Source organism: Rhizobium sp. BK176 (genome assembly GCF_024808055.1).
This window is the reverse complement of sequence record NZ_JANUBV010000001.1, coordinates 501379-525738: the sequence shown is the minus strand read 5'-3', so window position 1 is coordinate 525738 and position 24360 is coordinate 501379. Positions and strand designations below refer to the sequence as shown.

The window sequence follows — 24360 nt, the reverse complement described above, 5'->3', positions numbered from 1 at the left end:
AGGTAAACGCATTTTTACGCTGGATTTGTTCCTTTCCGTCCATGCGGCTCTAATTGCCGAAAGGGAGAATCAGCATGAAGCTCGAAATCGAATATCCGATGGTCATGAAGGCGGTACCGCCCCGTTCGTCGATCCTCAAGGACGTCATCGTGAAGGATGTCGTTACCGTGGATATTCCAGAGTTGTCAGCATCGGAAGTTCCGGTGGCGCTGCGGGTGAGCGGAGTCAATACGCAGACGCAGACGCCATACCACGTTCCTTACTATTCCGTGCGCGGGGGACTGTACGTAACCGCGAAGCAACCGGAGATCGAAGAAGGTCGAGTTCGCTACGATTTCGGTTACAAGGAAACGGAGCGCTTCTCCCCTGTCTTTCACAACGATATGCACTGCGAAGCCCAGACGGTTGTCGATAGGGTCGTGGGAACACACAAATCGGGAGCCGCGAAGTTCATTTTTCCTGAAGGACTGGCGAGAGCACATCAGGACAACAAGGACAGAGGATACGCGAGAAACCGGGACAAGCCTCCGGTTCAGGTGGCGCTCCCCAATTTCAAGGACCTGAAATTTCCCAGAGTAGACGATACCGAAGTCGAGCATGCAAGGGCGGCGATCATGCGCAGAATCGACGATCTGGTGATCGTCGACGGCAAGTTCATGCTTCGACGTCCGGAGCCGGTGTATTTCGCGGACGCAAGCAGGGATAGGAGGGAGCCGGGGGTCTTCGTCATGCTGAAGGTCACGGAAGAAGAGCTGAGGGACGCCGAACACGTCCAACTGGACAGGGCGTACTTCGCCGCGGACGACCTGGAGGGAGCGCTCGCCTATGCCGCCGAGATGTGGCGCATCAGGAAGCAGGACGATCAGGATTACGACGCTCGTCTTTTTGGGAACCAGATAGAAGTCCTGGACCCCTCGGCGTTGCGCTTCGACGGCGACCGCATTTCGGTGGTCAGGGCCGCCGAGGCCATCCGGCGGAACTTCATGGAGACGCTCCTGCCACAAGCAAACGGCGGCCCATCCTACGTGAAGGAAATGGTGACTAGAAATTTCGAGAACACCAGCCTTGAGGCGATCGTCAACTACAAGCATCTTGAGGCCGCCCTGAAATGCACCGACGGATCGATCACCACGGACGATCTTTGCGCCAGGATCAGGGACTGTCTGTCCGGATCGGAAAGCGAGCGCTTCGCCAAAGACATGGAAGCTTCGATGCTGGAAGTCGCGGTCGGCCGTTGGGAGCGGCGCGAGGCGCGGCGCAACTTCGGACTGATATTCTGAGAATCAGCCAGTGAGAATCGAAGTCGATTTCCCTGTCATCACCACCGGGCTTGCTCCGCGAGGCAAAGGGCCAAAGCCCGTCGTCGCCCGCAGGACGATCACGGTGGACCTTCCGGAATATTCCGAAGCCGAAGCGCCCGTGGCGATGACGACCACATTTCACCCGGATTCTGACCCCGGAAGCGAAGGCCTTCGCTACAGGGGCGTCGGCGAAAACCTGTATCGGCCTTCCGAGATCGAGATCACCGAGGGAAGGGTCAGGCACAGGTTCTCCTTCGACTACATTCCACAATCGGTGGGTATCCATGAACACCTGAACGATGACATTTCGAAGCTGTTGCACCGACTTCGCGATCAGTACTCGACCTCGTTGCCGTCGGCGATCATTCCCTCTTCGCTCGGACAATATCGGCTCCAACACGATCGCGCGGGAGCCGAAAACAGGTTCATCGAACTGCCGTCGATCTCGGAGTTGGGGCTGAAGGAATTCGACGAGCAGGCCGTCGAGGTCCAGACGGCCACGTTCCGTGACCATATGACGAGGTTCGTGCGGGTCGGCGCAAAGATGCAGATCGCAACGGGCGAGCCATTCTATGCATGCAGCTTCATCGGCGCGAATTCGCCGGCGTCGCTGACCGTCGAAGAAAGCGACTTCAGCGGGAAGATAGAGGACAACATCAGGTCTTCCTATGCGATCGCCTGCTTCCGGGCAGACGAAAGCCATGACCACATCCACGACGAGATTCGAAGGATTTCCACGCTCTCGGGGCAAGAGCGACGGGTCCCAGGGGACAATGCGCACCGCATTCACGTTTTCGACCCTGCCTACGTCACGTTCGACGCGGCAGCCGCAAATCTGCGATTGGCCGCCAGAAGCGCCATCAAGGGATTCGTGGCGGACACGGCAAGGTCGATGACCCCTTTCAACCATCGCGCCCTGGCGGCGGCGCTTCTGTCCATGCCAATGGAGACATTCAAGGCGCACAGATCGCTCGAACTCGCGCTGGCCGAGAACGACTACCACGGTATTGCGGACATCCTGCCTCACTTTGCACGATTTCAACCCGGAGTAGGGGCAGGGACTGACTTCAGCCGAAGTGAGGCGATGATAAACGACGTTCTCGATCGTTGGGAAAACAGGCCAGTCCGCGCATTCGAACTCAATGCGAAGTCGTGCCAAGCCTCTGCGATGTGACCTCTACGGCAGGTAACCAGGAGCCGCAGCTTCTGAATCGAGGCTTCGTTCGGAAGTGTCCCGCATAAGGGACTTTATCCTGTTGCCGCGATCATGCGGGAAATCGCTCGAAGTACTCCCCTACGCCAATCAAAGTTAATTTTTCCTGAAAGCGGGGGTGCCGCATCTCCCACTTCGCTCCTCTATATTAAAATTTGTCGACAAAGTTTGACTTTAGACCTCCGGTTGTCCAAGTTGCTCGAATCAGGGGGCGCTCATGTTCCAACGTCTGTGCGCCTCCAGACGGGTCCAAAAACTTAGAGGTCATTATGAAAGCCAAACCAGCCGCGGCCGCCAAGCCGCTTTCCGCAGTCGAAGAAATGCTTTCCAAGCGCGAAGCACTGATAGCCGACCGCGATACCGTTCTCTCCAAATTGATGGAACTCAATGCGGGTATCGAGTCCCTCGATACCGTCATCGCGATGTTCGACCCCAATCACGTTCCGCTCGACATCCGCCGCGCGCAGAGCGCTCCGCTGCTGACGATCTCCGCCCAGCCGATTTTAGCCGAGGTCGCAAAGACCGTGGCCGCAGAAGAAACCAGGCAGGCATCCACCAAGGCCGCAGCGGTCAAGGAAGCCAAGCCTGCCGCCAAGGAAGTAAAGGCCGACACGACGAAGTCTGGCAAGCCGGGTCCGAAGACCAAGAAGACAGCCGCAAAGACGACCGGCCGCGAAAACGTGAAGGTCGGAAGCCCACGCAAGGCCGATGCCGCAGAAACGGCTCCGGTGCCGTCTGAAGGAGCGCTCGCAGAAGCGGTTTCCGCCCGCGCCAACCAGAAAGTCGATCAGAAGGACCAGCACCAGAAGAAGGTCACTGCCGCACGCGAGCAGATCAGGGACTATTTCGGCGACATCGACAAGCTCAAGACGCTCGAGGACATCGTCAAGTCGTCTTCCGACGGCGTGCCGTTCCGCTCGATCTGCGAAGCGTTTGCCGAGCGCCACCCGATCGACATCACCAAGCCGGAAGTCAAGAAGGTCTTCAGCGACCGGCTATCCGCCCTCCTTCACGGTCTGTCCCAGCAGAACGTCGTCAAGCGCGGCGAACGTCAGGGAGCCGAAGGCAAGGAAAACGTGTGGCTCTACACAAAGAACGGAGAGCACGCATCCTCAGCGGCTGCCGCTTGATCCATGGCCGGGCGATCCAGGGAAAATCGCGGTAAACCCGCGACCATCCTCGCCGAGGCCAGAGCTCGGCGCGAGCGGCGCAGGACGAGGTCTGCTTCAACGCAGGCAGCTCCGTCGCTCGTGGCCGAGAAGGCACCGGAGGAGCTGCCGGAAGGGACAGACCTTCTGGCAGCGCTTTCAGCGAAGCGAGCCGCAGCCGTTTCGAGAATTGGCGACCTCGAGGCCATGATCGGCAGGGAAGCCGCTTCGATTGCGAACATCGACGCCGTCATGACGATGTACGATCCACTGCATCAGACATGGGCGGGGGCCGGAACGTTGAAAAACGCAGTACCCGTCAAGCAGAAGCACGCTACTTCCAAGGCAGCCACCGTGGCTCGCGACAAAACCCACTATGCGGATGTCGACAGGTTCTTCGGCTCCGACAAGCGGACCGAAGTCGTGAAACAGATCATGGTGGATGCAGGTCACCCGATGTCGTCAGCCGACATTGCCGACGCCTATGTCGCCTTGAAGGATGGCTCTCTCGACAAGGGTGCGCACCAGGTCCTCATTTCGAGGATTTCCGCGATCCTTTCGAGACTGCGGAACCAGGGGCGGGTAAAGACGGTCGAAACCGAAGGCTGGAAGAATTCCTGGCGCTTGTCTTGAGCGCCAGGACCACTCAATGAAAAGACCACGCTAATTGAGGAAGTTTTCCTCGAGGTCCGCGAGACTGACGGTCCTGACGTTGGTCGCCTTCGCGCGAGACGCCTTGGTGGTCAGTCTCGCCAGCCGCATCGGACGGTCGGTGCGGTCCACGTGGAGGTCGTTGCGCTCCACGAAATCCTCGCCGCCGAACGCGTTGAAGAACAACGGCCGGTTCGCGGCCATCGGGCTGACGGGGCCGCAGCACATCCACGGAAACTTCTTTCGGCCGCCCTTGCCGAAGCTGGCGGGATCACGGAACGAGCGGTAGAGCGCCAGATCGCGTGGATCGCCGCCGACCATGTCCTTCACGGCTGCCAGCTCCTCGCCCATCGAGAGCCCGAAGCCGCAATAGAAGCTGCGGACCTGCTGGGTGATCTCCTTGTCGATGCCGCCGACGGTCTGGTCGATGAAGAACCAGCCAAGGCCGAATTTGCGGGTTTCGCGGACGGCTTCGATCAACTTCGCCTTGAGCTTCTTGCCGTCGTCGTCATCGGCCGCCAGATGACGTGGTGCGAAACGGTGGGCCTCCTCGAATACCACGACCGTGTTGACGTTGTCGTGATTTCCTTCGCGGACGCGCTCGGCGACGATGTTTTCGCATGTGCGCCTGAGATCGGAGGAAATCTTGTAGAGGATTTTCTTCTGGATCGCGTCCGTGAACAGTTCGCGTTCGTCGTTGGCGTCCTTGAGGCTTTCGAACTCGTCGCCGAGGTCGTTGAAGTCGCGGCGGTTGCCGGGTACAGAAAGGTCGATGACGGCCAACGGGCGGTTGCCCGATTTGCTGTCCATGACCTGGCGGACGAGCTGCGAGATCGTCGGACGGGTTCCGTCGCCCTGCTCGAAAAGATAGCCGAGGAAGTCCCAGGTGCCGTAGATACGGTGATCGTCGCTCTCGATGATACGGTTGATCTGCTTGCGCAGGGCGTCCTTGGGTTCCTTGGACTTGTAGATTTGGGAAAGATAGCCGTCGTCGTCCTCGTCTTCGACTTCCGCACCGCGGATCGCCTGGAGGATCGTCACGAGCTTATCGCGACCGCGCAGGTCCTCGAGCTTCATGTCCTCGGTCTTCTTGATGATCTCGACGATCGCCTTGGCGAGTTCTTCCTTGTTGTCGGCTCCGCGGATATTGAGGTCGCGGTCGAACCCGAGCGCGTTCATGACCTCTTCGAAGAGTTCGTAGCCCTCGAGCTTGATCTGGGTGATGCCGAAACGGCGCGTCGCGCGGTTCATGCCCTTGAGGATGCCGCGCATCGGAAGGCCGGAAGAACCGACTTCGTAGCCGTCGATTTCGTCGGCGAACTCGCCCTTGGGATCGATGATGAGGATCGCCATGTCCTTGTGGCGCGCGTATCCCATCAGGATCATCTTGGCGAGCGTGGACTTGCCGGCCCCGGTCTTGCCGACGACCAGGCTATGGATCGCCTCGCCAAGGCCGCCAAGACCGCCGCCGAAGTGCTTGACCAGCATTGGAAGAGACAGGGAGTCGTCGCCGTAGGCGCGGCCCATCTGGAAGATGTCGTCCTTTTCCGACGCGACGAGCTCGTCGAGGATTTCCTGCGTCATCCGGTAGAAGGGCGTGCCGGACGGCGGAATGCTGGCGAGGACGTCGAAGCTCCACATGTCGTCGGGGTTGTCGCGGCCGAAGACAGCGCCGGGCGCGGTGGAGGCGGTCAACGTGTCGAGGATGCCGGAGATGCCGGCGATCGATCCACGGGTCTTGATGGCGTTCTTGACCGAGGTCTGCTCGTGATAGGCGTTGCGCATCTCAAGTCCCGTAATTTGGGACGTCACGCGCAGCTCACGGCCTTCCTGAACGAGGTCGCAGTAGAACAGCGAGCCGACGAGCTTGCGGGAAGCGGCGTCACGGAGGATGTCCAGGCTCATTTCGTCGGTGGACGAGGGGCTTCCGAGAGAGGCGATCGGTGCATGCAACTGCGTCATGTGTTCTTCCATCAAGTCCTGTATCCCATGATCATCAGGATCAGGGCGTCGTCGTCTTCCTGATAGTCTACCGCGGCCATGTCCATGATCGGGGAAACGCCGACGGAAATCTGTTTTGCCTTTGTATCCGCGATGTAGAGCGGCAGCGGCTCGCGGATGCCGGGCGACAGCGTGGTCTCGTACAGCGCCTTGAGAACCCGCCTGCCGTGATCCACGTCGTCTGCCAAGGCCGGCGGGACGTCGAAGCGGAAAGCCGGGGTCCAGGCGTGCGGACGGTAATAGGACCATGCGACAGACGTAGAAGCCTGAACGAATTCGGCATATTCGGTGTCGGAGAACTCCAGCGAGTTCGCGACCTGCCGCTTCTTGTCCTGGAAGCTCCTCGGATCGCTGTCCTTGCCGCCGAACATCGCGGTCATCTCGCCTGGGCGAAGCGCCATGGTGGCAACCGTGCGGCCGTCGAAGTCCTTGAGGCTCATGGGGAGGTCGTGGACGAATTCCTTGTTGGTGGTCGTGTATTTCGGAACCGCGACGAACCGCTTCGAGGTCAGCACTTCCATGGCCGCGTCGCGCATTTCGGGAGTCCGAAGTTCCAGCGCCATCTGCTCGAGTTCGGTCTTTCCGTTGTGAGACAGGACGATCGCCTTGGTGATGTTGATCAATCCGGACGTCATCGACCCGTCGACCAGAACGAGGTCGGCGTCCGAGGACGCGGCAAGCCGGATTTCCATCGCCGACATGATGCCGGTCAGGATTTCCTTGTTGCGCGCGTTGCGTGGAACGCACCCCATCCAGTCGACGCTGCGCGGCTCTTCGCCTGGTCCGACCGCGACGGCGACTGCGGCGCAGATGTCCCCGATGGCGCGGGAATCGGCGATGTGAGCGCCGTCGACGGCGGCGATCGACGGCATGTCGACACCGTCAAGCAGCGACGGATCGACTTCGTAGATGTGGTTGGCTTCTTCGAGGTTCGCCCTGACGTTCTCGCGCTGACGCGAAAACTCAGACGCGAGTTCGGCCGTTCGGGCGGCGACATCACGGCCTTTCGAAAGCAGGCGTGCCACGAGGTCACCGGTGTTTCCGTAGTTCGACGTCATGTCAGGCTCCGAGAAGGAAGAAGCCGAGATCGCTCACGGCGTCGAATGGACAGGGGCGCTTTTCCGTGACCACGGCTTCCTGCCAGCTTTCCAGCTGCGCCTTGGTGCAGGCAAGCGCCTTGTAGGACGGCGGCAACTGCTCCAGGAAGGAAGCGTTGAGATGGGCGATCTCCCACATGTCCATGTAGTCGGCCGCGGAAGGAAGGCCCTCAAGCGTCAGGACCGCGTCGCGTTGGGCGGGATCGGCGAGGAGGCGGAGGAAACCGGCGTCCGCCGTGCGCTGGCCGGGTTCGATATCGACCTCGCCCGCTTCAACCTTGCGGATGAACGCCTTTTCGAGAAGGAACGTGGTGTTCGAATCCAGCTTGAACGCGATGGCGGACCTGATGGTCGAAACGGAACGGCGCATGGGAGCTCGCTGTGCTGCGCGGGCGATGCCTTCGGCTGCCACGAGACGCCTGTCCTCGTTTTCTTCGGCCGCTGCGCGTTGCGCGAGCTTCTCGACCTGGTCGCGGGTCATGTTCTTGAGCGTGTCGGCATAGGCTCGGGCTGCATACCGCTGGAAAAGCGGTGCGAATTCCGGAAGTTCGGTCGCGAAGCGAATTTCGTAGGCGGACAGGTCCTGGACCGGGCTGTCGGAATAGCCGGCGTGCTTGACCGCCTCGCTGTAGATGTCGGCGATCGCAAGGAACGTCTTCGAGGGGTTGCTGAGCGTCTCGCGCAGGAAGAGCGCCGACTTCGTCGCGGTGAACGGATTGGCGTCCAGACGCATGCGCTGCGCCCAGGCGATCTCCTGGGGCCAGACGACGATCGACAGCTTCGTCGCGATGTTCGTTTCCTTGTATTTCTCCGCGACGGCAACGACGGTACGCCTCGTCACGTGATAGGGACGCTTCGATCTGGCGTCGATCCACTTCAGGAAATGGCCGTCGGGATCGGATGCCGCCAGACGGAACTCGCCGTCGTTCGGATGGATGACCATGTCGTTCAGCCATTCCTTGCGGAGAGGCTCCACGACCTTCGGCACCATGCGGTTGGCCTTCACGATGAGTTCGGCGGCCGTCAACGTCTCGGGATTCAGCGACAACGAGGCAACTCGCTGGCGCAACAGCTCCATCTTGCGATCAAGTGTCACCATGGGCAGCTCCTTAGCCGAAAAACTCGCCGAAGACGTCGTTTGTCAGGTCTTTCAAAAGAGGGTCGACTTCCTTCTCGAGCCTGACCTTGAGCCAGGCGAGGAAGGCGGTGTCGGGATCGCTGAACACCTTGTTCTTGTTCTGCGACCGCCATTCGCCGATGTAGTCGTCGACATTGCCGTCGGCGGGCATCATTTCGCGCGCGCCTTCGATACTGCGATCGGTAAGGGTCGCCGGCGCGCCGCGCTCCTCGTAATTCAAGCCGTCGTACATGTCGATCGTCTTGCGGTCGACGCGCGTGGACGCCGGGCGGCCGACCACCTTGCTGGTGCTTGCTGCTTCCATCAACCGCGCATGCGACTTGGATTTGGCCTCGAAGACGATTTCGACGATGCCGCCGCCTTTGCCGCCCTTGACGAAGTCGTAGACGACGTCGAACTCGGCGATGGCGTTCAGCTCCTCGACGGTCTTCTCGATGACGATCTTGCGGAAGTTGTCCGGCCGTGGATGCTTGTCGCCCACCTTGAGAAGCCGGCGAAGATCGTCGGGCGTGGTACGGAAAACCGGGGACTTCTTGCGGTACTGAAGCGCCATGATGTCGTAGAGGTCCGCGGCGAAGCTCGACATGTCGCGTTTGCGGTCGATGTAGATGTTCGCGTAGACGTTCGGATGTGCGATGAAATGGTAAAGGATCGGATCGAATGCGTATTTCAGGTTTCCGTTCTCGGACTGCGACATGTCGGTGGACAGGAAATGCGCGGTGATGGAGCGGGCTTCGTCGTTTTCGTCCTCGTAGTCGATCTCCAGAACGATCCTGCAAAGCCGCTGGATGGATTCGACCAGGTCCTTGTGCCGCTTGATGCGGGTATATTCCATGACTTCCTTTGTCGCGAGCCGGTAGACACCCTGCGGGGTGAGGTCGTCATACGCGCGGAACAGCAGGTAGTCCATCAACACCCTGTCCTGCCGTTCGAGGACCACGTCGCCTTTATGGGACGCCGTGATCACGTGGCTCGCCTTTTTATAGACGTTGTTGTCGTTGTAGACCGATGGGACGCTCATGCTCTAACTCCGAAGCCTTACTTTACCTTGTAACTTTACTAAGCATAGTAAGAACCCATAGTAAAGTCTGGTCTTTGGATTGGGGAGAGAATTCTTGAATAAAACAAGACCCCGTTCGTGTCCGATTTTTAGGGAGAGAGAGTCGATTTTCCAGGGAGTATCGTCTGGAGATTAGTAAACTTCGGCTTTCTGCGATCCCGTTTGTCGAATGATTCCATCGAGTTGAAGGGCGTTCGACTTCCCTGAATATAAGAACATATCCGGGAACGGGAGATTTCCGGTCCGACATGCATTTCGCCCGACCTGTCGGATCAACGATTTTCGAGACGCCATTTGGCCGGATCGGTGAAAGGTCCGATCCAAAGACCGCGCCTTGCTGTCATGGCCGATACCGCTGCGGAATTATATATCCCCGCCGATTGACGGTTGGGAAGAGCCAGACCCTCGGAAACGAGCAACGCGCCGATGTCCTTTGTCTGCGCACCCGAGCAAGTAGCTGCCGCGCCGTTACCAGCCGGAGAAACGACCGTGCATCGCACTTTCCCGGAGCTGACGAGAGAAGCGAGGCGTTCGAACGCCTTTTGACCACAGCGCCACGACGTCCGTGTCGGGGTGGAACAAACCTGTCGCAGCCCAGGCGCTTCAATTCCGTTCAGGCGCACGGGATTGCCGTCGACAAGGAGAGTGTGACCGTCATACGCACGCGCCTTGCCGTAGAGCGTCATACCCGCCTTGTATTTGTTCTCCGTGGTCGTGGAGCCGACCGCGGCCGGTTTCGTGACCGTAGACGATGCCGCAGCGGCCCGCAGAGCGCCGTCAGGAGCTTTTTTGAGGTCGGTGGTCGTCTTGTTCGTTCCGTTGCGTGTGACGGCCGTGGAAACCTCCGGAGCGGGCTTCTGAACGCTTGTCTGGACCAACGTCGATTGCGCGCGTTGCGGCAAGGAAACGGTCGGAAGCGTGCTGGACGGGTCGTAACCGGGTTTAACCTCCTGCGCGGATACGTTCGCGGCGAGCGTCGTCACCAGGGCTGCGGTCACGAGGAATGTCTTGCGGATCATGGTGTTGTTCCAGTTATTCAGGGCCTTGGAACGATTTTCACACCGTCTCGTCCAGTGGGCAAACTCGCGCCGTCCGGTTCGGCGGGCCGAGCGGCACCGGAGAGTCATGTCACTGAATTGATTCGCTTTCATCGGGGAAGAGACAAAGAAAGTCCGGGTGGGCCGACCAGGACGGTTGCTCGCGATCCGCCGGCCGAATTCGGATTTTCGAATCCGCGTTCGAGATGTCGAATCTTCGACCTCGGTAAAATTCGGGATTCTGAATCGCGAAATTCGGAATCGTGAATCCAGGTTGGGAGTTTTTGCGTAAGTATCTGATTCATAATGATACAGGACGTTCAAAATATTGAATCTTCGTTCGGAATCCCGAATCCCGGTTGTTTTTGTGGGAGCGAAGTCCTTGTTTTTGGGAATGTTGCTGAAAACGAAGGCGTGGTGCCGGATTAGGCACTTTACTAAAATTCACGATCCCGAATCTGTCGTTCGAGATTACGAATCTTAGTAAAGTCCGGTTCGTCCGCCAGGATTCGGTGGTTTGGGCCAATTACGCCATCGGTTTCCTCCGTGAGGTGGCGAAAAATTCGGATTATTGAATCTTTCGGCCGGGAAATTCGAGTTCGTGAACGAAACGGGGTCTTGAATATGTTGACACGGCCATTCTTGTTCGATATTTCGAATCCCGATTTCAAGATTCCGAATGGACGAGATGGACACGCCTCCCGAAGCCAGAGCTGACCGATTGCGCCGCGCCATGCGCGGACGCACGCAGGCATGGCTGGCCGAACAGATCGGCGTCGCTACCTCTTCCATCAACGGATATCTCAAGGGAAAGGTCCCACAGGCGGACGTATGCCTCAGGATGTGCGACGCGCTCGCTGTCGACATCCGCTGGTATCTCGACGGGGAGGCCCCGCCGGAGGAGACGGCGCAGGGCGAACGGGTCATTCAGGTTCCCTTTGTCGACGACGGAACGAAGGCGCTGACCTTCACCACCGGTCTCCTCGACATGTTCGCCGTGCCCTACGAAAGCCTATGCTGCATATCCGTCCAAGGGACGATGATGGCTCCCGGCATCCCGAAGGGGGCGGAGGTGCTTGCCACGCGGTCCTTCGCCAACATCGAGGACGGCAAGGTCTACATCCTTCAATTGCGAAACGGCTATGTGCTGCGGCGCTTGCGGGTCCGCGGAGACGGCAGTTTGGTTGCCGTGTGCGACAATCCGGCCGTTCAGAACGATTTGCCCGATGAAATCCTCTACGAAGACGTCACCGCCGTCGCTCTGTGGTCCAGTCAGGTCCCCTGATCAGCGGGCCGGAGGTTGAGGCGGCTTCGGCCGGCGGTCATGATCTATGGATCGCCACCGGTTTTGTGATCGCATGCTTAAAGACTATCCGATACTCGAATCCCTTCTTTCGTCAGGGTTCGCGGGAGACCGCGACGCGTTCCGCGCCAGCCTCGAGCTGATGGGAAAGCGCGCCGAAGAACTCGGCGACAGCCAGGTTGCCACCCTGCTCGACAAGGTCGCGAAGACAGCGGAACGCGGATGGGTCGAAGACAGGACGGATGCGGCCGACAAGAAGGCGGCTTTCGGCAGGACGCTCGGCAGCATCGACGACATTCCGCCGGGGATCATGATGCTCAAGACCAACGTCACCATGAACGAGGTCATTCTTCCGGCGAACGTGAAGCTGGTCATCTCCGAGTTCCTCGAGGAGCAGCAGTACAACGAAAAATACATCGACGCCGGTCTCGAACCGCGAAACAAGGCCATGCTCATCGGCCCTCCCGGCAACGGCAAGACCGAAAGCGCCAAGGCGATCGCCAATTTCATGAACGTGCCGCTCTACTATGTCAGATACGACGAACTCGTGTCGAAACAGCCAGGCGAAACCCAGAAACGCCTCAACAGGGTGTTCAATTTCGCCAAGACGCACAGGAGCATGCTGTTCTTCGACGAAATCGACGCCATCGGCAAGGACCGATCCGACGAAGGGCAGACCGGTGAAATGAAGGCGGTGGTCTCGACGCTTCTCGTCCAGCTGGAAGACGTTCCTCCTCACGTCCTCGTGCTCGGAGCGACGAACCACCCCGAAATGATCGACAAGGCGATGTGGCGGCGTTTCCATATCCGCGTGAACCTGCCGAACCCGACGATCGACGAGTTCGTGAAATACCTGGCGATGAAATTCGGCACGTTCAAGCTCGAACCCAAGATCGACCTGCGCATTCTCTCTTACCAGCTGGAAGCGGAAAACTTCGCCGAAACGTCGGTTTTCGTGGACGACTGCGTCAGAACCTGGATCAGGCACGACAAGACGATAACGATCGAGGAGGCGATCAAGCGCGCCGTGGTCACCTGGCCGAAGAACCGCGTGAAGATCGCGAAGTAGCCGTCGACGCCAGCGCCGCGTTGACTGCAGACTTCAATTGCTGTCCTCATACGCTGGACAATTGGAGACTTCGAAATGATCAACCTCTGTACCCTCACGGGCGTCGACGTCCGAACCGATCTCGGTCGCGTCATCGAGATGGCGGCGGCCTATCCGTTCCTCGAGTTCGGAATTCTCCTGTCGCGCACGCCGGAGGACAAGGACCCGCGCTATCCTCAGTTCCGTCAGATCGCCGATATGGTCGAGCGGCTTTCGGGGCGCGCGAAGCTCGCTCTGCACGTCTGTGGCCGGGCCGTCGGGGAATTCGTGAAGGAGCCGGCCAAGGGGGCGGTTTACGCCGGACAGGATATCCATGACCTCGTCGCCGCCGGGATCGGACGCGTGCAGCTGAACTTCAACTTCGAGCGTTTCGGCTTGTCGGTGGAGGAAATCGATAAGGCGGTCCGGCGGACATCCGCCAAGGTCATCACCCAGCATTTCCCCGCGAACGCTCCTGTTTCGCTCGGCGTCACGGCTCCGAACCATCAGGTCCTCTACGACGCGTCGGGAGGCAGGGGTGTCGCGGCGGCCGGCTACGACCGTCCATTCGCCGGGAAATACACGGGATACGCAGGCGGCCTCGGACCCGGGAACGTCCTCTCAGCCGTCGCCGCCATCCAGTCGGTCATCGGGGACGACACCGTCTGGATCGACATGGAGAGCCGCATCAGGACGGACGGCTATCTCGATCTCGACAAGTGCGGAAACGTGGCGGCTTCGATCGCGCCGGTTCTGGTTGCAAGTGCCGCCTCTAGCTGAGCGGCGCGATCCACGATGAGGATGCCATCCAGGTGATCGACCTCGTGCTGGACGCACTTCGCCGCCAACCCGTCGAGTTCGATCGTCTTGATACGTCCGGTTTCGGACATGTATTCGACCATTACCTTTTCGGGCCTGCTCACCGTGAAGCGTTCGCCGGGCAGCGAAAGGCAGCCTTCGACCATCGCAGTGCGGACTTCCGAGGACTCCACGATCACCGGGTCGATCATGACGAGGCCGCCGCCCGCCTTGGTGCTTGGATCGCAGCGCAGCAGGATCATGCGCTTCGCGATCCCGATCTGGGGCGCGGCCAGGCCGATGCCGGGCGTCGCCGAAAGGGAGGCGCGGAGTTCCGCCGCAAGGTTTCTTGAATCTTCCGAAACGCCGTCGATCGGCGCGCACCGCATGCGCAGCACGTCGGCGGGGTAGATGACGACCGGCTTGGGGTCTTTGATAACTGGCATACGAGGTCTCCTTGGATGGAGACTGTATTGCACCGTCGAAACATTAAATCAAGGACTTGATTGGGGAAGACTAAGACTGCGAGCACGGGTTCCCCTGGAGAAATAATTTAATTAAAGACGTCACATTCAGCGTGCATTCATGTTTAACCGTGCAATATCAGCGCTATAACGGGAGTTGTCCATATGATCAAGCAAATCGCATCCGTCGCAATCGCTTCCCTGATCGCCCTCCAGGCAGGCGCGGCTCTGGCCGACAGCAGGACCTATATCATCGGCCAGGATGGCGTCTATGTTTCCGGCAGCCGTGGCGGCTTCGATCGGGATCGTGGCGACCGCTGGCGCGACGACCGCGACCACGACTGGCGTGGCCACCGTCCCCCTCCGCCTCCGCCGCGCGGAATGAACCGCAACGACGACTACGCCGCCGGCATCATGGGCTTCCTCGGCGGCATGGCCGTCGGCTCCGCGCTCGACAACGGCGGCCGAATTCCGGTGATCCGTCAGCCGCCGGACCGCTTCCAGCCGCGTCCGGTGACCCTGCGGCCGTGGTCGCCCGGCTGGTACCGCTGGTGCGATGCCCGCTACCGCTCGTTCGATCCGCGCTCGGGAACCTATATCGACCGTACAGGTCGCCAGCGCTTCTGCGAAGTGAACTGACCATCACCGCTTGAATGATGCGCCTCCGGATGACACAAAGACGTGTCATCCGGAGGTTTTTTATGTCTGCCATTCGTTTCCAGTCAAAGTCGCCCAGACACAAACGCGACGTCGCGGCGCTGCTCGAGGCAATTCCATACGAAACGAAGGAAGACAAACAGAAGGTGGTGGCACTCTGTCTCGAGCATTACGTCGAAGCCAAGCGAGCTTTGAACGTGTTCGGGAAGCTTCTGGTCGAAGGAATGGAATACAACAATCCTGAACTCATCCTCGCCGCCGTCCAGGCCTACCGCGACGAAATGGCCGCGATGCTTGCCGGTCGAGACGAGTACATCGCGCGGACCATGGAGTCGAAGTCCACGGTCGTCACCGAGCGCATCGCCAACCAGATGACCGAGGGCGGGTTTGGGAGGATCGCCGATACGGGAAACACGTTCACCGATACAGACGTCAGGAGAGCGCTTGCGGATCGCCTGAGGGACGTGGCGGACGAGGCAATTAAGTCCTTCGATACGGTCACCGATGCGGAGAACGCCGACATCCAGCAGTTTATCGCCGAAATAACGGAGCCTACGCCGACCGATCACGGCGGGCCGAAGGTTTAACGGGCGTCAGTACTCCGGCTCGTTGTCCAGATGGCCGACGACGACGCCGGACGGGTAGATTTCGCCAAGCATGAAAATCACCTTCTCGAGGACCTCGCCCATCGGCGGGTTGTCGGGAAGTTCGTCGTCCAGCACGAGTTCGTAGCGGTGTGCCGACTTGCGTGTCACCGACAGGACGTAGGGTGACAGGGCCTCCTTGAACGCCACGAGGTCTATGTCTTCATCCGTCATCGGATTGAAACTCAGTGACCACTCGTTCTCTTCGCTCATCCCAACTGCATCCCTTGTCCCTAATGGCCAATGAAAACATACTGTCTCGATGGGACACAACAGGATTTTTGCGGGCAATGGACGGCGACGTTAGGGAGCGGCTCGAAAACCAGGCGATGATGGCGGCCGTCGTCCGAACGGGCGGCCCCGGCATCGGTGTCGCCGAATGGATGGAGTTCCTCGCCGCGAACGTCGGCGGCTACGTCGGAGACGTGTATTTCGGCATTGAATCAGAGCCATGGCGCGTTGTTCTCGCCCTCGCGGATGGCGGGTTGTTCACGCCGAACGACCAAGGCGTCGACCTCACGGAAAAGGTCGCGGGAGCGCTCAACGCGAAACTTTCCGAGATCAGGGATACAGAGGCCGCAGCCACGCTCGGTGAAATCGTGGCACTCCTCCGTTCGCGCTTTTCCGCCGGCGGGGCGCTGGAATGTTCCGTGGCGGGAGAGGGCGTCGCTCTCGATTTCACCAGGGGACGCCACATGGTCTCCCACGGCCGCAACCTCATGGCGCTGCATGTCCACGGGCTGACCGCGCTCGGGACTTATTACAGTCCAAAGGCAGTGGTCGTCTCTGTATATCCGGATGGAATGTGTGAACTCAGGGACGGTTCGAGGATTCCGTTCTCCGATATCGCCGAACCCGAGGACGCGAAGAAGGGAGAAGCGGCGGTCGACGTTCCGCAGAGGCAACAAGCCTCGATGTCGCGCCTGGCGGCGCGTATCGCCAGATCGAGCGCCGGGTCGATGCAGGGGCCGGAGCCTACGGGTATGATCGTGTCCCGCGGAGAGGACAGGCGTTTGATGCTGGCGCTGAAAACGGAGCTGCCGAAGGGGAAGCTCCTGGTGCGGTTCCTGCCGTCGGCGGTCCAGCTTCTGGTCGATGGAGAAGTCGTCGCGCAGAGCGGTTTCGGCGAGGTCGCCGAAATCCTCGGTTGGCTGGATGACAGCACGGTGGAGGTCTGTGCGATCAACGACGGCGCTGTCAAATGGAGCAAGGCCGCCGTGGAGATCAGAACCTCGGCTTGAAGAGGTTGTCCTTGGTGATAGCCTCGCCCTCGGCGCGGACCCTTGGTTCTTCGCCAGGACGGGTGAAGTGGCGCTTCTTCTTCACTTCCGTGACGAACGTCGGCTTGTGTGCCGGACGGCGGGTCTTTGTCGGGTTGAAGGACTGCTTCGGCGGGGGCGTTCCGAACACCGACGCTATGTCGTAGTTCTTGGACGCGACTTCTTCGTACAGGTCGGGGTATTTCTCCCCCTGCGGTTCTTTCGGAAACAAGGCTGTATCTCCTGGATTTCGATCTCTCGATCTGCGGAGACTTTATTTCCGTGGCTTGCAGGTATCAAAAACCGCCCCGAAATCCGCCGATGGAAACATGCAAGGGACGCGTTGAATACGCACGATAATTTCGTGTCTTGCATTATTGGCGGCGCACAATGTTGACGGCCTCAAGAAACGGCTTGCCGAAAAACACGGGCGATCCACGCGGAGCGGGCCGAAATTGAGGACTCCACATTGACGAACGCCCCTGCGGTCTATATGTGAGGTGCAAGTGTTGACAACCAGGAGTCTGGGAATCGATGGTGGTGACGGGCAGCGACAGAGCGCGGTGGGTGAAGCGGGGCGAGACCACGCACATCTACGGCATGGGCCTGTTCACCGGTCTCTTCTACGTCGGCAAGACATTCGGTGACGGCGGCGGTCACGACAAGTACATCGTCAACCCGAGTTTGCAGATCGGTCGCAGCTCGCGCGACTATATCCCCGGCCATGATTTCTGGGGCGCGTCCTACGAGGCGTTGCCGCCTTCGGGACGCCGCGCCTATCTCGAATGGCTTTCCGGGTCGTGCCGCGATACCGATATTCCGGTCCAGTTCGTCAGGCTCTATGCCAGCGGTCTCTACCGCCGTGTCCTCGTGGACAGGGGCGAAGATAGCCAGACGGTTCTTGCCGAAGCGCAGCGGATGTTGGGGCTGCACCCCGAAAACGAAGTCGTCCGCGAACTGATGTCGACCTTGCTCGTCTTCGCGACGGGTATCGACTACAAGCGCGGGCAGGTGCCTGTCTATCGTCAGGAATGGCGCAAAAGCATCTACGTGCCGGCCGAAGTGGTCCTTCGCGTCGGATCGCTGATCGCTGATAGGACTCCGATCGGCGCTGACGACGCCTTTGTCTACGCCATGGAACGCGGAAAGATCAGGAACAGAAAGCAGATCGACGTAGAAGGCGTCCGCCTGCTCTGGAGACGGCTCTATTCCGGTCGGCATGGCGAGGGGATCGTCGTTGATCCGCCACAGCAGAAGCTCAAGCTCGAACTGTCGATGCCCGACGGCGTCCGCACGGTCAAGTTGCCCGTACCCGACTGGTGCAAGCGTCTTCCCGATCCGCGCCAGGCGAACGCGTTCAACGAGCGTATCGACGCGATGTTTTCGGAATGCGTCTCGGAACTGGAGAGCTATTCAAGGCTTGTACGCAAGACGCCCGGTGCCGCGGGGACGCTCGAAGCGATCAACGTGCTGCCCAAGCAGCTGGTCGCCACGTCGATGGCGGGACGCTTCGCCAGCGTGAAGGCGTCGCTCGACAACGCGCTCGCCAAACAGGGTGTGGTCGCCTCGAAGGTCCTGACGCTCTTCAAGTTCATGGAACTGCCGTTCACGGAAGACGCAGAGATCACAGCTGGCGTGCGCAAGCTGATTTCGGGTGCCATGGACAAGATGGACATCGCCTTCGAGCCGGACGGACGCGCTGGCGCTCAGGGATTTACGACCAAGGGGAGCATCGTCTTCTTCCGCGGCGAGAACGGCCTGCCTGTCGAATGGGAAGGTGCCTACGCGATCCATCGCGCATGCGCCGACTTCGTCATCGGGCATGTGTGCAACAAGGGCGGTCAGGCGATCGCCGCCGAAAGACTTCTGTTCGAGGCCCGCCGCGCCGACGCCGACCTGGAAGACCGGGAGCGGACGCGACTGGCTGCCCATGCGCGCTCGCTCGTGGTCGACTTCGGCGTTCGCAAGGGCGCTCCGTTTCGTCAGGGGAAATTGCACGAAAGCGAACTGCCGCGCCTCGCGTTCCTCGTGATCGAGGTCGTGTCGGGGCTGCCGGAACTTACCGTGCAGTCCATCGCCGTAGCCGAGAAGTTCATCGAGAAGCTGGGCGGCGACAGGCGGGCGTTGCACGCGATGCTTCACCGCAAGCAGCAGCCTGAACCGGACGGCCTTGTGTCGGTCGTGAGCGCCGAGCCGTCGCGCGGCGTTGCCATTCCGCCACGTCCTGTCGAGCCCAAGCGCGCCGAGCCTTTGCCGCCGGCGCTCGATCTCGACAGACTGAAGCGAATCGAAGACGAAACGGTTATGGTCACGGGGTTGCTGAGCGACATCTTCGCTGGAGACCCAGTGGTGGAGACGCCGGCGGTTGTGGGGAGTGCCGGTGGCAAACTCGGTGGTCTGGACGCGGCCCATTCCGAAATCCTCGAGGCCGTCATGACGGCGGGGGGAATGCCGCGTGGGGAATTCGATCTGTTGGTGAAGAACAAGCGCCTCATGCCCGACGGTGTACTTGAGACCATCAACGACATGGCGTTCGACCTGTTCGGCGAGGCTGTCCTCGTCGAGGACGGGGCCGTTGTCTTCGAGGAGCATCTTAGGGCGGAACTGGAAAAAACGAGGGTAACTGTATGAATGCGAACGTAAACCAGAGACTGAACGCCCGTGACCGCGATTCCATCGTTCAGGCCCTGATGGCGGGTGTCGTTCCCCGTGTCGGCCTCGCGCACGTCCAGGTCGGGCGCAACGTCGAGGTGACGGCGCTGGTCCGCGACATCGAGCGCGTCGTCGAGGGCGGCTCAGGTGTCCGCTTCATCATCGGCGAGTACGGTGCCGGCAAAACCTTCTTCCTCAACCTCGTCCGCCTCGTCGCGCTCGAGAAGAAGTGCGTGACGATCCACGCCGACCTCGCGCCCGAGCGCAGGCTTCACGCGTCCAACGGCCATGCCCGCGCGCTCTACACCGAGGCCGTCCGCAACATGGCGACGCGCACGAAGCCGGAAGGCGGAGCGCTCCAGAGCGTCATCGAAAAGTTCATCGGCGAATGCATGCGCGAAGCGGAAGAGGGTGGCACGTCTCCAGAGGCCGTCATCCAACGCCGTCTCGTCACTCTCGAGGACCATGTGGGCGGATACGACTTCGTGACCGTCCTGCGCGCCTACTGGCGTGGAAGCGAAAACGGCAACGACGACCTCAAAAGCGCGGCGCTTCGCTGGCTGCGCGGCGAGTATTCGACGAAGACCGAAGCGCGGGCCGCGCTCGGCGTCCGCAACGTCATCGAGGACTCCAACGTCTACGACAGCATCAAGCTCCTGTCGGCGTTCGTGCGTCTCGCAGGCTATAGCGGGCTGATGGTCGTCTTCGACGAGATGGTCAACATCTACAAGCTCCAGCACGCACAGTCGCGCGAGAAGAACCACGAGCAAATCCTCAGGATCGTGAACGACGTCCTTCAGGGCAGCGCCCAGCATCTCGCCTTCGTTTTCGGTGGCACGCCGGAGTTCCTGACGGACAGTCGTCGCGGCCTCTACAGCTACGAGGCACTGCATTCGCGTCTCGCGGAGAACTCGTTCGCCCGCAATGGCATTGTCGACGTCAACGGCCCCGTCGTGCGTCTCCAGTCGCTCTCGCAGGAAGAACTGTTGTTGCTGCTGCGCAAGGTTCGCGCGGTCTACGATGCGGGGAAGACCGAAACGGTAATCTCCGACGAGGGCATCATGGCTTTCATGACCCACTGCTTCCGCAAGGTCGGGGAAGCCTACTTCCGCACGCCGCGCAACACGATCAAGGCTTTCGCACAGCTCCTCTCGGTTCTCGAGCAGAACCCGTCCATCGACTGGCGCGCGCTGCTCGACGACGTGGATGTCGCCAAGGACCACGGACGCATGGCGGAAACCACGGTTGAAGAGGGGGACGACGTCGATGGAGACCTCACGACAATCCGCCTCTGACGTGTCGTCGTTCGAGAAGCTGCATTCCAAGGTCCGTCGCTGGATATACGATCAGGGCTGGAGCCAGCTGCGCGACGTCCAGGACCGGACGATCCCGTCGATCATGGACAGGGACGGCGACACCCTCGTGATCGCGGGAACCGCTTCGGGCAAGACGGAAGCGGCGTTCCTGCCTGTCCTGTCGCTGGTAGCGGATCGAGAAGAAGACGGGATTTCAGTTCTTTACGTCAGTCCGCTGAAGGCGCTTATCAACGACCAATTCGGCCGTTTGGAGCAGCTGTGCGAGGCCATGGAGCTGAATGTCGTGCGCTGGCACGGCGACGCGCCGCAGTCAGCCAAGCAGGCGCTTGTGCGCAATCCGCAGGGCATCGCGCTCATCACGCCTGAATCCATCGAGGCGCTCCTGGTGCGTCGACCGGAGCGCGCAAGGGCGCTGTTCCGCGATATCGACTTCATCGTCGTCGACGAGGTGCATGCGTTTCTCCATTCGGTGCGAGGGCTTCATCTTCGGTCTCTGCTGCGTCGTGTTGCGGCGATTTCGAAGAAGCGGCCGCGCATCGTCGGCCTGTCGGCGACCATCGGCGATCCGCAGGTTGCGGCTTCATGGATCAATCCAGAGGCACCGGACTCGGTCGACGTCGTCGTGTCGACGGCCGGCAATCCCGAAGTGAAGCTTGCGGTCCGTGCCTACGTCGATGCCGAAGACCTCCTCGACCCCGATCAGCTGGAAAGCGATGAAATCGTCGAAGGTGAAGCTTCGAAGCAGAAGGTCGCGCTGGACTACATTGCCGACGATATCTTCGGAGCGGCCAAGGGGCACAACAACCTCGTGTTCGCGGGTTCGCGGCGGCGTGTCGAGGCCCTGACGGACAGGCTTCGTCGGCGAGCGGAAAAGCTCGGCATGCCAAACGAATTCTTCGCCCACCACGGCAGTGTTTCCAAGGAGTTGCGCGAGCCGCTTGAGAAACGTCTAAAGGCCGGGAACCTGCCGACGACCGGCGTGGCGACGACCACGCTCGAACTCGGGATCGACGTGGGCAGCATCAGGACGGTGTTCCAGATCGGCGCGCCGAGAAGCATGTCGAGCCTCAAGCAGCGGCTGGGTCGAAGCGGACGCCGCGACGGCATGTCGGCGATCCTTCGCATGTTCATCCGCGAGCGGCGCGTGAGCGCCAAGACCCATCCACTGGACCGCCTTCGCCTCGACATCGTGGCGGCGGTGGCCTCTATCGTGCTGCTCGGCCGCAAGTACGTCGAGAAGCCGGGGACACCTGCGGGTGCCGCCACGGTCGCTTTGCAGCAGACGCTGTCGACGATCGCCGAGCGCGGCGGCACGACCGTCGCCGATCTCTATCAGACGATCTGCGCCGTCGGTCCGTTGTCGGTCATCCCCCAGTCCGACTACGTCGCCCTCCTGCGACACATGATGCGTACAGAAAAGCTCATCGAACAGGCTCCGGACGGAACCGTCATGCTCGGGGCGAAGGGTGAGCGGATCACCGGTGCCAAGGACTTCTTCGCGATCTTCGAAACGGACGAAGAGTGGCGCGTCGTCGCCGACGGCAAGTCTATCGGAACGTTGCCGATGACCAACATGGCGAAGGCCGGATCGTATATCGCGTTCGCCGGGCAGCGATGGAAGATCGAGACGGTCGACCTCAACTCGAAGGTCGTCGAAGTCACCAAGGCGACCGGCGCGAAAATGCCGAGCTTCGAACCCCTCGGGCGCGAGGGCATTTCGGACGTGTTCGCCCAGGCCATGCTGGAGGTCCTGCGCTCCCGCGATCTGCCTCCCTATCTCGACGACAAGGCGAAGGAACTCCTCACCGAGGGGCGCAACACGTTCGACATTCACGGTCTCGACGGCAAGGTCTTCTGGGAAGAAGGCGGCGGCGTGAGCGTCCTGACATGGGCTGGAACGGAGACGAACCGCATGCTGGCCCTCATCCTGAAATATGCGGGCCTCGATGCCGGATCGCATGACATCGGCGTGTCCGTCGCCGGATGCTCCGCCGACATGGTCGAGGCGGCTTTACGAGGCATGGTGACGAAGCCGCCGCTCGCGACCGCCGTCGTCAAGATGGTCGACGATCTCCAAACGTCCAAATACGACGCGCTGGTTCCGCACGAGGTCCTCGAGAGCCAGTGGATCAAGCAACACGCGAAACCCTATGCGGAAGCTCTGGCCATCGCCTTGAAACTGGCTGTAGCATCGCAGGCTGAACCTACTCTCAAGGAAGCCTGATGGACGACCTGTTTTCCGCCTCAAAGGCCGGTGGGCCGAAGCCGCTCGCCGACGGCTCAAGACCAGCCACGATAGACGACATCATCGGTCAGTCGCACCTTCTCGGGCCTGACAAGACATTGCGTCGCCGCATATCCGAAGGACGGGTCGGATCGATCGTGCTTTACGGCCCGCCGGGCGTCGGGAAGACCACTATCGCGCTGGCGGTCGGCAATACGCTCAAGAAGCGCTTCGAGTACCAGCACGGCGCTGGCTTCAAGGTCAAGGAAATCGAGAAGATAGTCGACGAGGCGAATGTCAGGGACACGCTCGTCTTCATAGACGAAATCCATCGACTGACCGCCACCCAGCAGGATTACCTGCTCGACCACGCGGAGAAGGGTACTTTCGACCTCATTACGGCTACGAGCGTCAATCCCTATCACAACCTGTCGGACGCACTCTGTTCGAGGTCGGCAATATATGAACTCAAGGCTCTCAACGAGCCCGAGCTTCTGGCCGTCATCGATCGCGGTATTGCGAAGCTAAAGGCTCTCGGTAGGGAAGTCGAAATAGAACCGTTCGCCAAGGTCGTCCTCGCTCGGAAATCCGGCGGCGACGGGCGGCGTGCGCTGACAACGCTGGAAGCGATCGTCCTCGGGCGAGGGAGCAAGGTCTCCATCACCGAGCAGATGGTCGACGAGGAGTTGGCGGCTTCACCGCTCAGGTACGACCGCAAAGGCGACATGCATTACGACGCCATGTCTGCGTTCCTAAAGTCGATGCGTGGCGCTGATCCAGATGCGACGCTGTATTGGCTGGCCTTTCTGCTTAATGCGGGAGAGGACCCGAGATATATCGTGAGGAGAATGGTGATCCATGCGAGCGAAGATGTCGGACTGGCTGACAACAGCGCCTTGCAGTCTGCCGTAGCCTGTTTTACCGCTATCGAACGGGTTGGTATGCCAGAGGGGAGGATCGTGATGGCGCACGCCGCATTGCATATATGCCTCGCCCCGAAATCCAATTCTTCGTACGACGGCATCAACAAGGCTCAACAGTATATCAAGGCCAACGGAGTCATGCCGGTGCCGAACCACCTTAGGGATACCCACTACGTCGGTGCGGCACCTCTCGGGCGAGGTGGTTACAAGTCGCCGCATTCGGTGCCGGAGGGCTGGTTGGAGCAGGTCTATGCACCTGGCATAGAACTCGGACAATTTTACCAGAGCGATGCGCGCGATGCCTCGACTTTCGAACAGCGCGCAGACACGTATTGGGAGACTGTCAAGAAGCGGTTGTCGCCGCGAAGATGGGGCCGGAAGAGATAG

General features: G+C 60.4%; 22 protein-coding genes. 14 read left to right on the top strand and 8 right to left on the bottom strand.

Going from position 1 to position 24360, the window contains the following annotated elements; translation table 11 throughout:
* Positions 1-74: 74 nt before the first annotated feature.
* The 4 genes from FHT76_RS03105 (at position 75) to FHT76_RS03090 (ending at position 4295) form a co-directional block, all read left to right on the top strand.
* Positions 75-1280 carry a hypothetical protein gene (locus tag FHT76_RS03105; RefSeq protein WP_259184230.1) on the top strand — a complete coding sequence of 402 codons (1206 nt, stop codon included), beginning with the start codon at positions 75-77 and terminating at the stop codon, positions 1278-1280.
* A gap of 10 nt (positions 1281-1290) precedes the next feature.
* Positions 1291-2475 carry a hypothetical protein gene (locus FHT76_RS03100; protein WP_259184229.1) on the top strand — a complete coding sequence of 395 codons (1185 nt, stop codon included), beginning with the start codon at positions 1291-1293 and terminating at the stop codon, positions 2473-2475.
* Between the two features lie 308 nt (positions 2476-2783).
* The gene (locus FHT76_RS03095) at positions 2784-3644 is read left to right on the top strand and encodes a hypothetical protein (RefSeq protein ID WP_259184227.1); all 861 of its coding nucleotides are present in this window, start codon (positions 2784-2786) and stop codon (positions 3642-3644) included.
* A gap of 120 nt (positions 3645-3764) precedes the next feature.
* On the top strand, positions 3765-4295 hold the full coding sequence (locus tag FHT76_RS03090) for a hypothetical protein (RefSeq protein ID WP_259184226.1): 531 nt from the start codon (positions 3765-3767) through the stop codon (positions 4293-4295).
* Positions 4296-4325: 30 nt separating this feature from the next.
* On the opposite strand, the gene FHT76_RS03085 is transcribed toward FHT76_RS03090, so the two are convergent.
* The 5 genes from FHT76_RS03085 to FHT76_RS03065 all read right to left on the bottom strand — a co-directional run bounded on the left by FHT76_RS03085 (position 4326) and on the right by FHT76_RS03065 (position 10628).
* Positions 4326-6275: an ATP-binding protein gene (locus FHT76_RS03085; RefSeq protein WP_259184224.1), complete on the bottom strand. Its 1950-nt coding sequence runs from the start codon at positions 6273-6275 to the stop codon at positions 4326-4328.
* An 11-nt stretch (positions 6276-6286) separates the two neighbouring features.
* A complete protein-coding gene (locus tag FHT76_RS03080; RefSeq protein ID WP_259184223.1) occupies positions 6287-7372 on the bottom strand; it encodes a DNA double-strand break repair nuclease NurA in 1086 nt (361 codons plus the stop codon).
* Between the two features lies 1 nt (position 7373).
* Positions 7374-8510 carry a hypothetical protein gene (locus tag FHT76_RS03075; protein ID WP_259184222.1) on the bottom strand — a complete coding sequence of 379 codons (1137 nt, stop codon included), beginning with the start codon at positions 8508-8510 and terminating at the stop codon, positions 7374-7376.
* Positions 8511-8520: 10 nt separating this feature from the next.
* Positions 8521-9570: a replication initiation protein gene (locus FHT76_RS03070; protein WP_259184221.1), complete on the bottom strand. Its 1050-nt coding sequence runs from the start codon at positions 9568-9570 to the stop codon at positions 8521-8523.
* A gap of 311 nt (positions 9571-9881) precedes the next feature.
* A complete protein-coding gene (locus FHT76_RS03065; protein ID WP_259184220.1) occupies positions 9882-10628 on the bottom strand; it encodes a thermonuclease family protein in 747 nt (248 codons plus the stop codon).
* Between the two features lie 697 nt (positions 10629-11325).
* On the opposite strand from FHT76_RS03065, the gene FHT76_RS03060 reads away from it, so the two are divergent.
* The 3 genes from FHT76_RS03060 to FHT76_RS03050 all read left to right on the top strand — a co-directional run bounded on the left by FHT76_RS03060 (position 11326) and on the right by FHT76_RS03050 (position 13816).
* Positions 11326-11931 carry a LexA family transcriptional regulator gene (locus FHT76_RS03060; protein ID WP_259184219.1) on the top strand — a complete coding sequence of 202 codons (606 nt, stop codon included), beginning with the start codon at positions 11326-11328 and terminating at the stop codon, positions 11929-11931.
* Between the two features lie 73 nt (positions 11932-12004).
* Positions 12005-13018, top strand: coding sequence for an AAA family ATPase (locus tag FHT76_RS03055; RefSeq protein ID WP_259184218.1), 1014 nt, complete (start codon positions 12005-12007; stop codon positions 13016-13018).
* Positions 13019-13093: 75 nt separating this feature from the next.
* Positions 13094-13816: a hypothetical protein gene (locus FHT76_RS03050; protein ID WP_259184217.1), complete on the top strand. Its 723-nt coding sequence runs from the start codon at positions 13094-13096 to the stop codon at positions 13814-13816.
* On the opposite strand, the gene def is transcribed toward FHT76_RS03050, so the two are convergent.
* Positions 13738-14280 carry a peptide deformylase gene (def, locus tag FHT76_RS03045; protein WP_259184215.1) on the bottom strand — a complete coding sequence of 181 codons (543 nt, stop codon included), beginning with the start codon at positions 14278-14280 and terminating at the stop codon, positions 13738-13740. The genes FHT76_RS03050 and def overlap by 79 nt on opposite strands.
* Before the next feature lie 183 nt (positions 14281-14463).
* Between def and FHT76_RS03040 the strand changes: the two genes are divergently transcribed.
* Both FHT76_RS03040 and FHT76_RS03035 read left to right on the top strand, forming a co-directional pair.
* Complete coding sequence (locus FHT76_RS03040; RefSeq protein WP_259184214.1) at positions 14464-14937, top strand: BA14K family protein; 474 nt, start codon at positions 14464-14466, stop codon at positions 14935-14937.
* Between the two features lie 62 nt (positions 14938-14999).
* A complete protein-coding gene (locus FHT76_RS03035) occupies positions 15000-15542 on the top strand; it encodes a hypothetical protein (protein ID WP_259184213.1) in 543 nt (180 codons plus the stop codon).
* A 6-nt stretch (positions 15543-15548) separates the two neighbouring features.
* Here FHT76_RS03035 and FHT76_RS03030 read toward each other — a convergent pair whose 3' ends face one another.
* On the bottom strand, positions 15549-15812 hold the full coding sequence (locus tag FHT76_RS03030) for a hypothetical protein (protein ID WP_259184212.1): 264 nt from the start codon (positions 15810-15812) through the stop codon (positions 15549-15551).
* 77 nt (positions 15813-15889) lie between these two features.
* On the opposite strand from FHT76_RS03030, the gene FHT76_RS03025 reads away from it, so the two are divergent.
* Positions 15890-16840: a hypothetical protein gene (locus tag FHT76_RS03025; protein ID WP_259184211.1), complete on the top strand. Its 951-nt coding sequence runs from the start codon at positions 15890-15892 to the stop codon at positions 16838-16840.
* Here FHT76_RS03025 and FHT76_RS03020 read toward each other — a convergent pair.
* On the bottom strand, positions 16824-17090 hold the full coding sequence (locus tag FHT76_RS03020) for a hypothetical protein (RefSeq protein WP_259184210.1): 267 nt from the start codon (positions 17088-17090) through the stop codon (positions 16824-16826). The two genes, FHT76_RS03025 and FHT76_RS03020, sit on opposite strands and share 17 nt — an antisense overlap.
* A 302-nt stretch (positions 17091-17392) precedes the next feature.
* On the opposite strand from FHT76_RS03020, the gene FHT76_RS03015 reads away from it, so the two are divergent.
* The 4 genes from FHT76_RS03015 to FHT76_RS03000 are packed head-to-tail and all read left to right on the top strand — an operon-like array spanning position 17393 to position 24360.
* The gene (locus FHT76_RS03015) at positions 17393-19489 is read left to right on the top strand and encodes a TerB N-terminal domain-containing protein (RefSeq protein WP_259184209.1); all 2097 of its coding nucleotides are present in this window, start codon (positions 17393-17395) and stop codon (positions 19487-19489) included.
* Positions 19486-20805: an ATP-binding protein gene (locus FHT76_RS03010; protein ID WP_259184208.1), complete on the top strand. Its 1320-nt coding sequence runs from the start codon at positions 19486-19488 to the stop codon at positions 20803-20805. Before FHT76_RS03015 ends, FHT76_RS03010 begins: the two co-directional genes overlap by 4 nt.
* Positions 20777-23050 (top strand): DEAD/DEAH box helicase, encoded by a 2274-nt coding sequence (locus FHT76_RS03005; RefSeq protein WP_259184207.1) that lies wholly within the window; start codon positions 20777-20779, stop codon positions 23048-23050. The genes FHT76_RS03010 and FHT76_RS03005 overlap by 29 nt, the downstream gene beginning before the upstream one ends.
* Positions 23050-24360, top strand: a complete 1311-nt coding sequence (locus FHT76_RS03000; RefSeq protein WP_259184206.1) for a replication-associated recombination protein A — start codon at positions 23050-23052, stop codon at positions 24358-24360. The genes FHT76_RS03005 and FHT76_RS03000 overlap by 1 nt, the downstream gene beginning before the upstream one ends.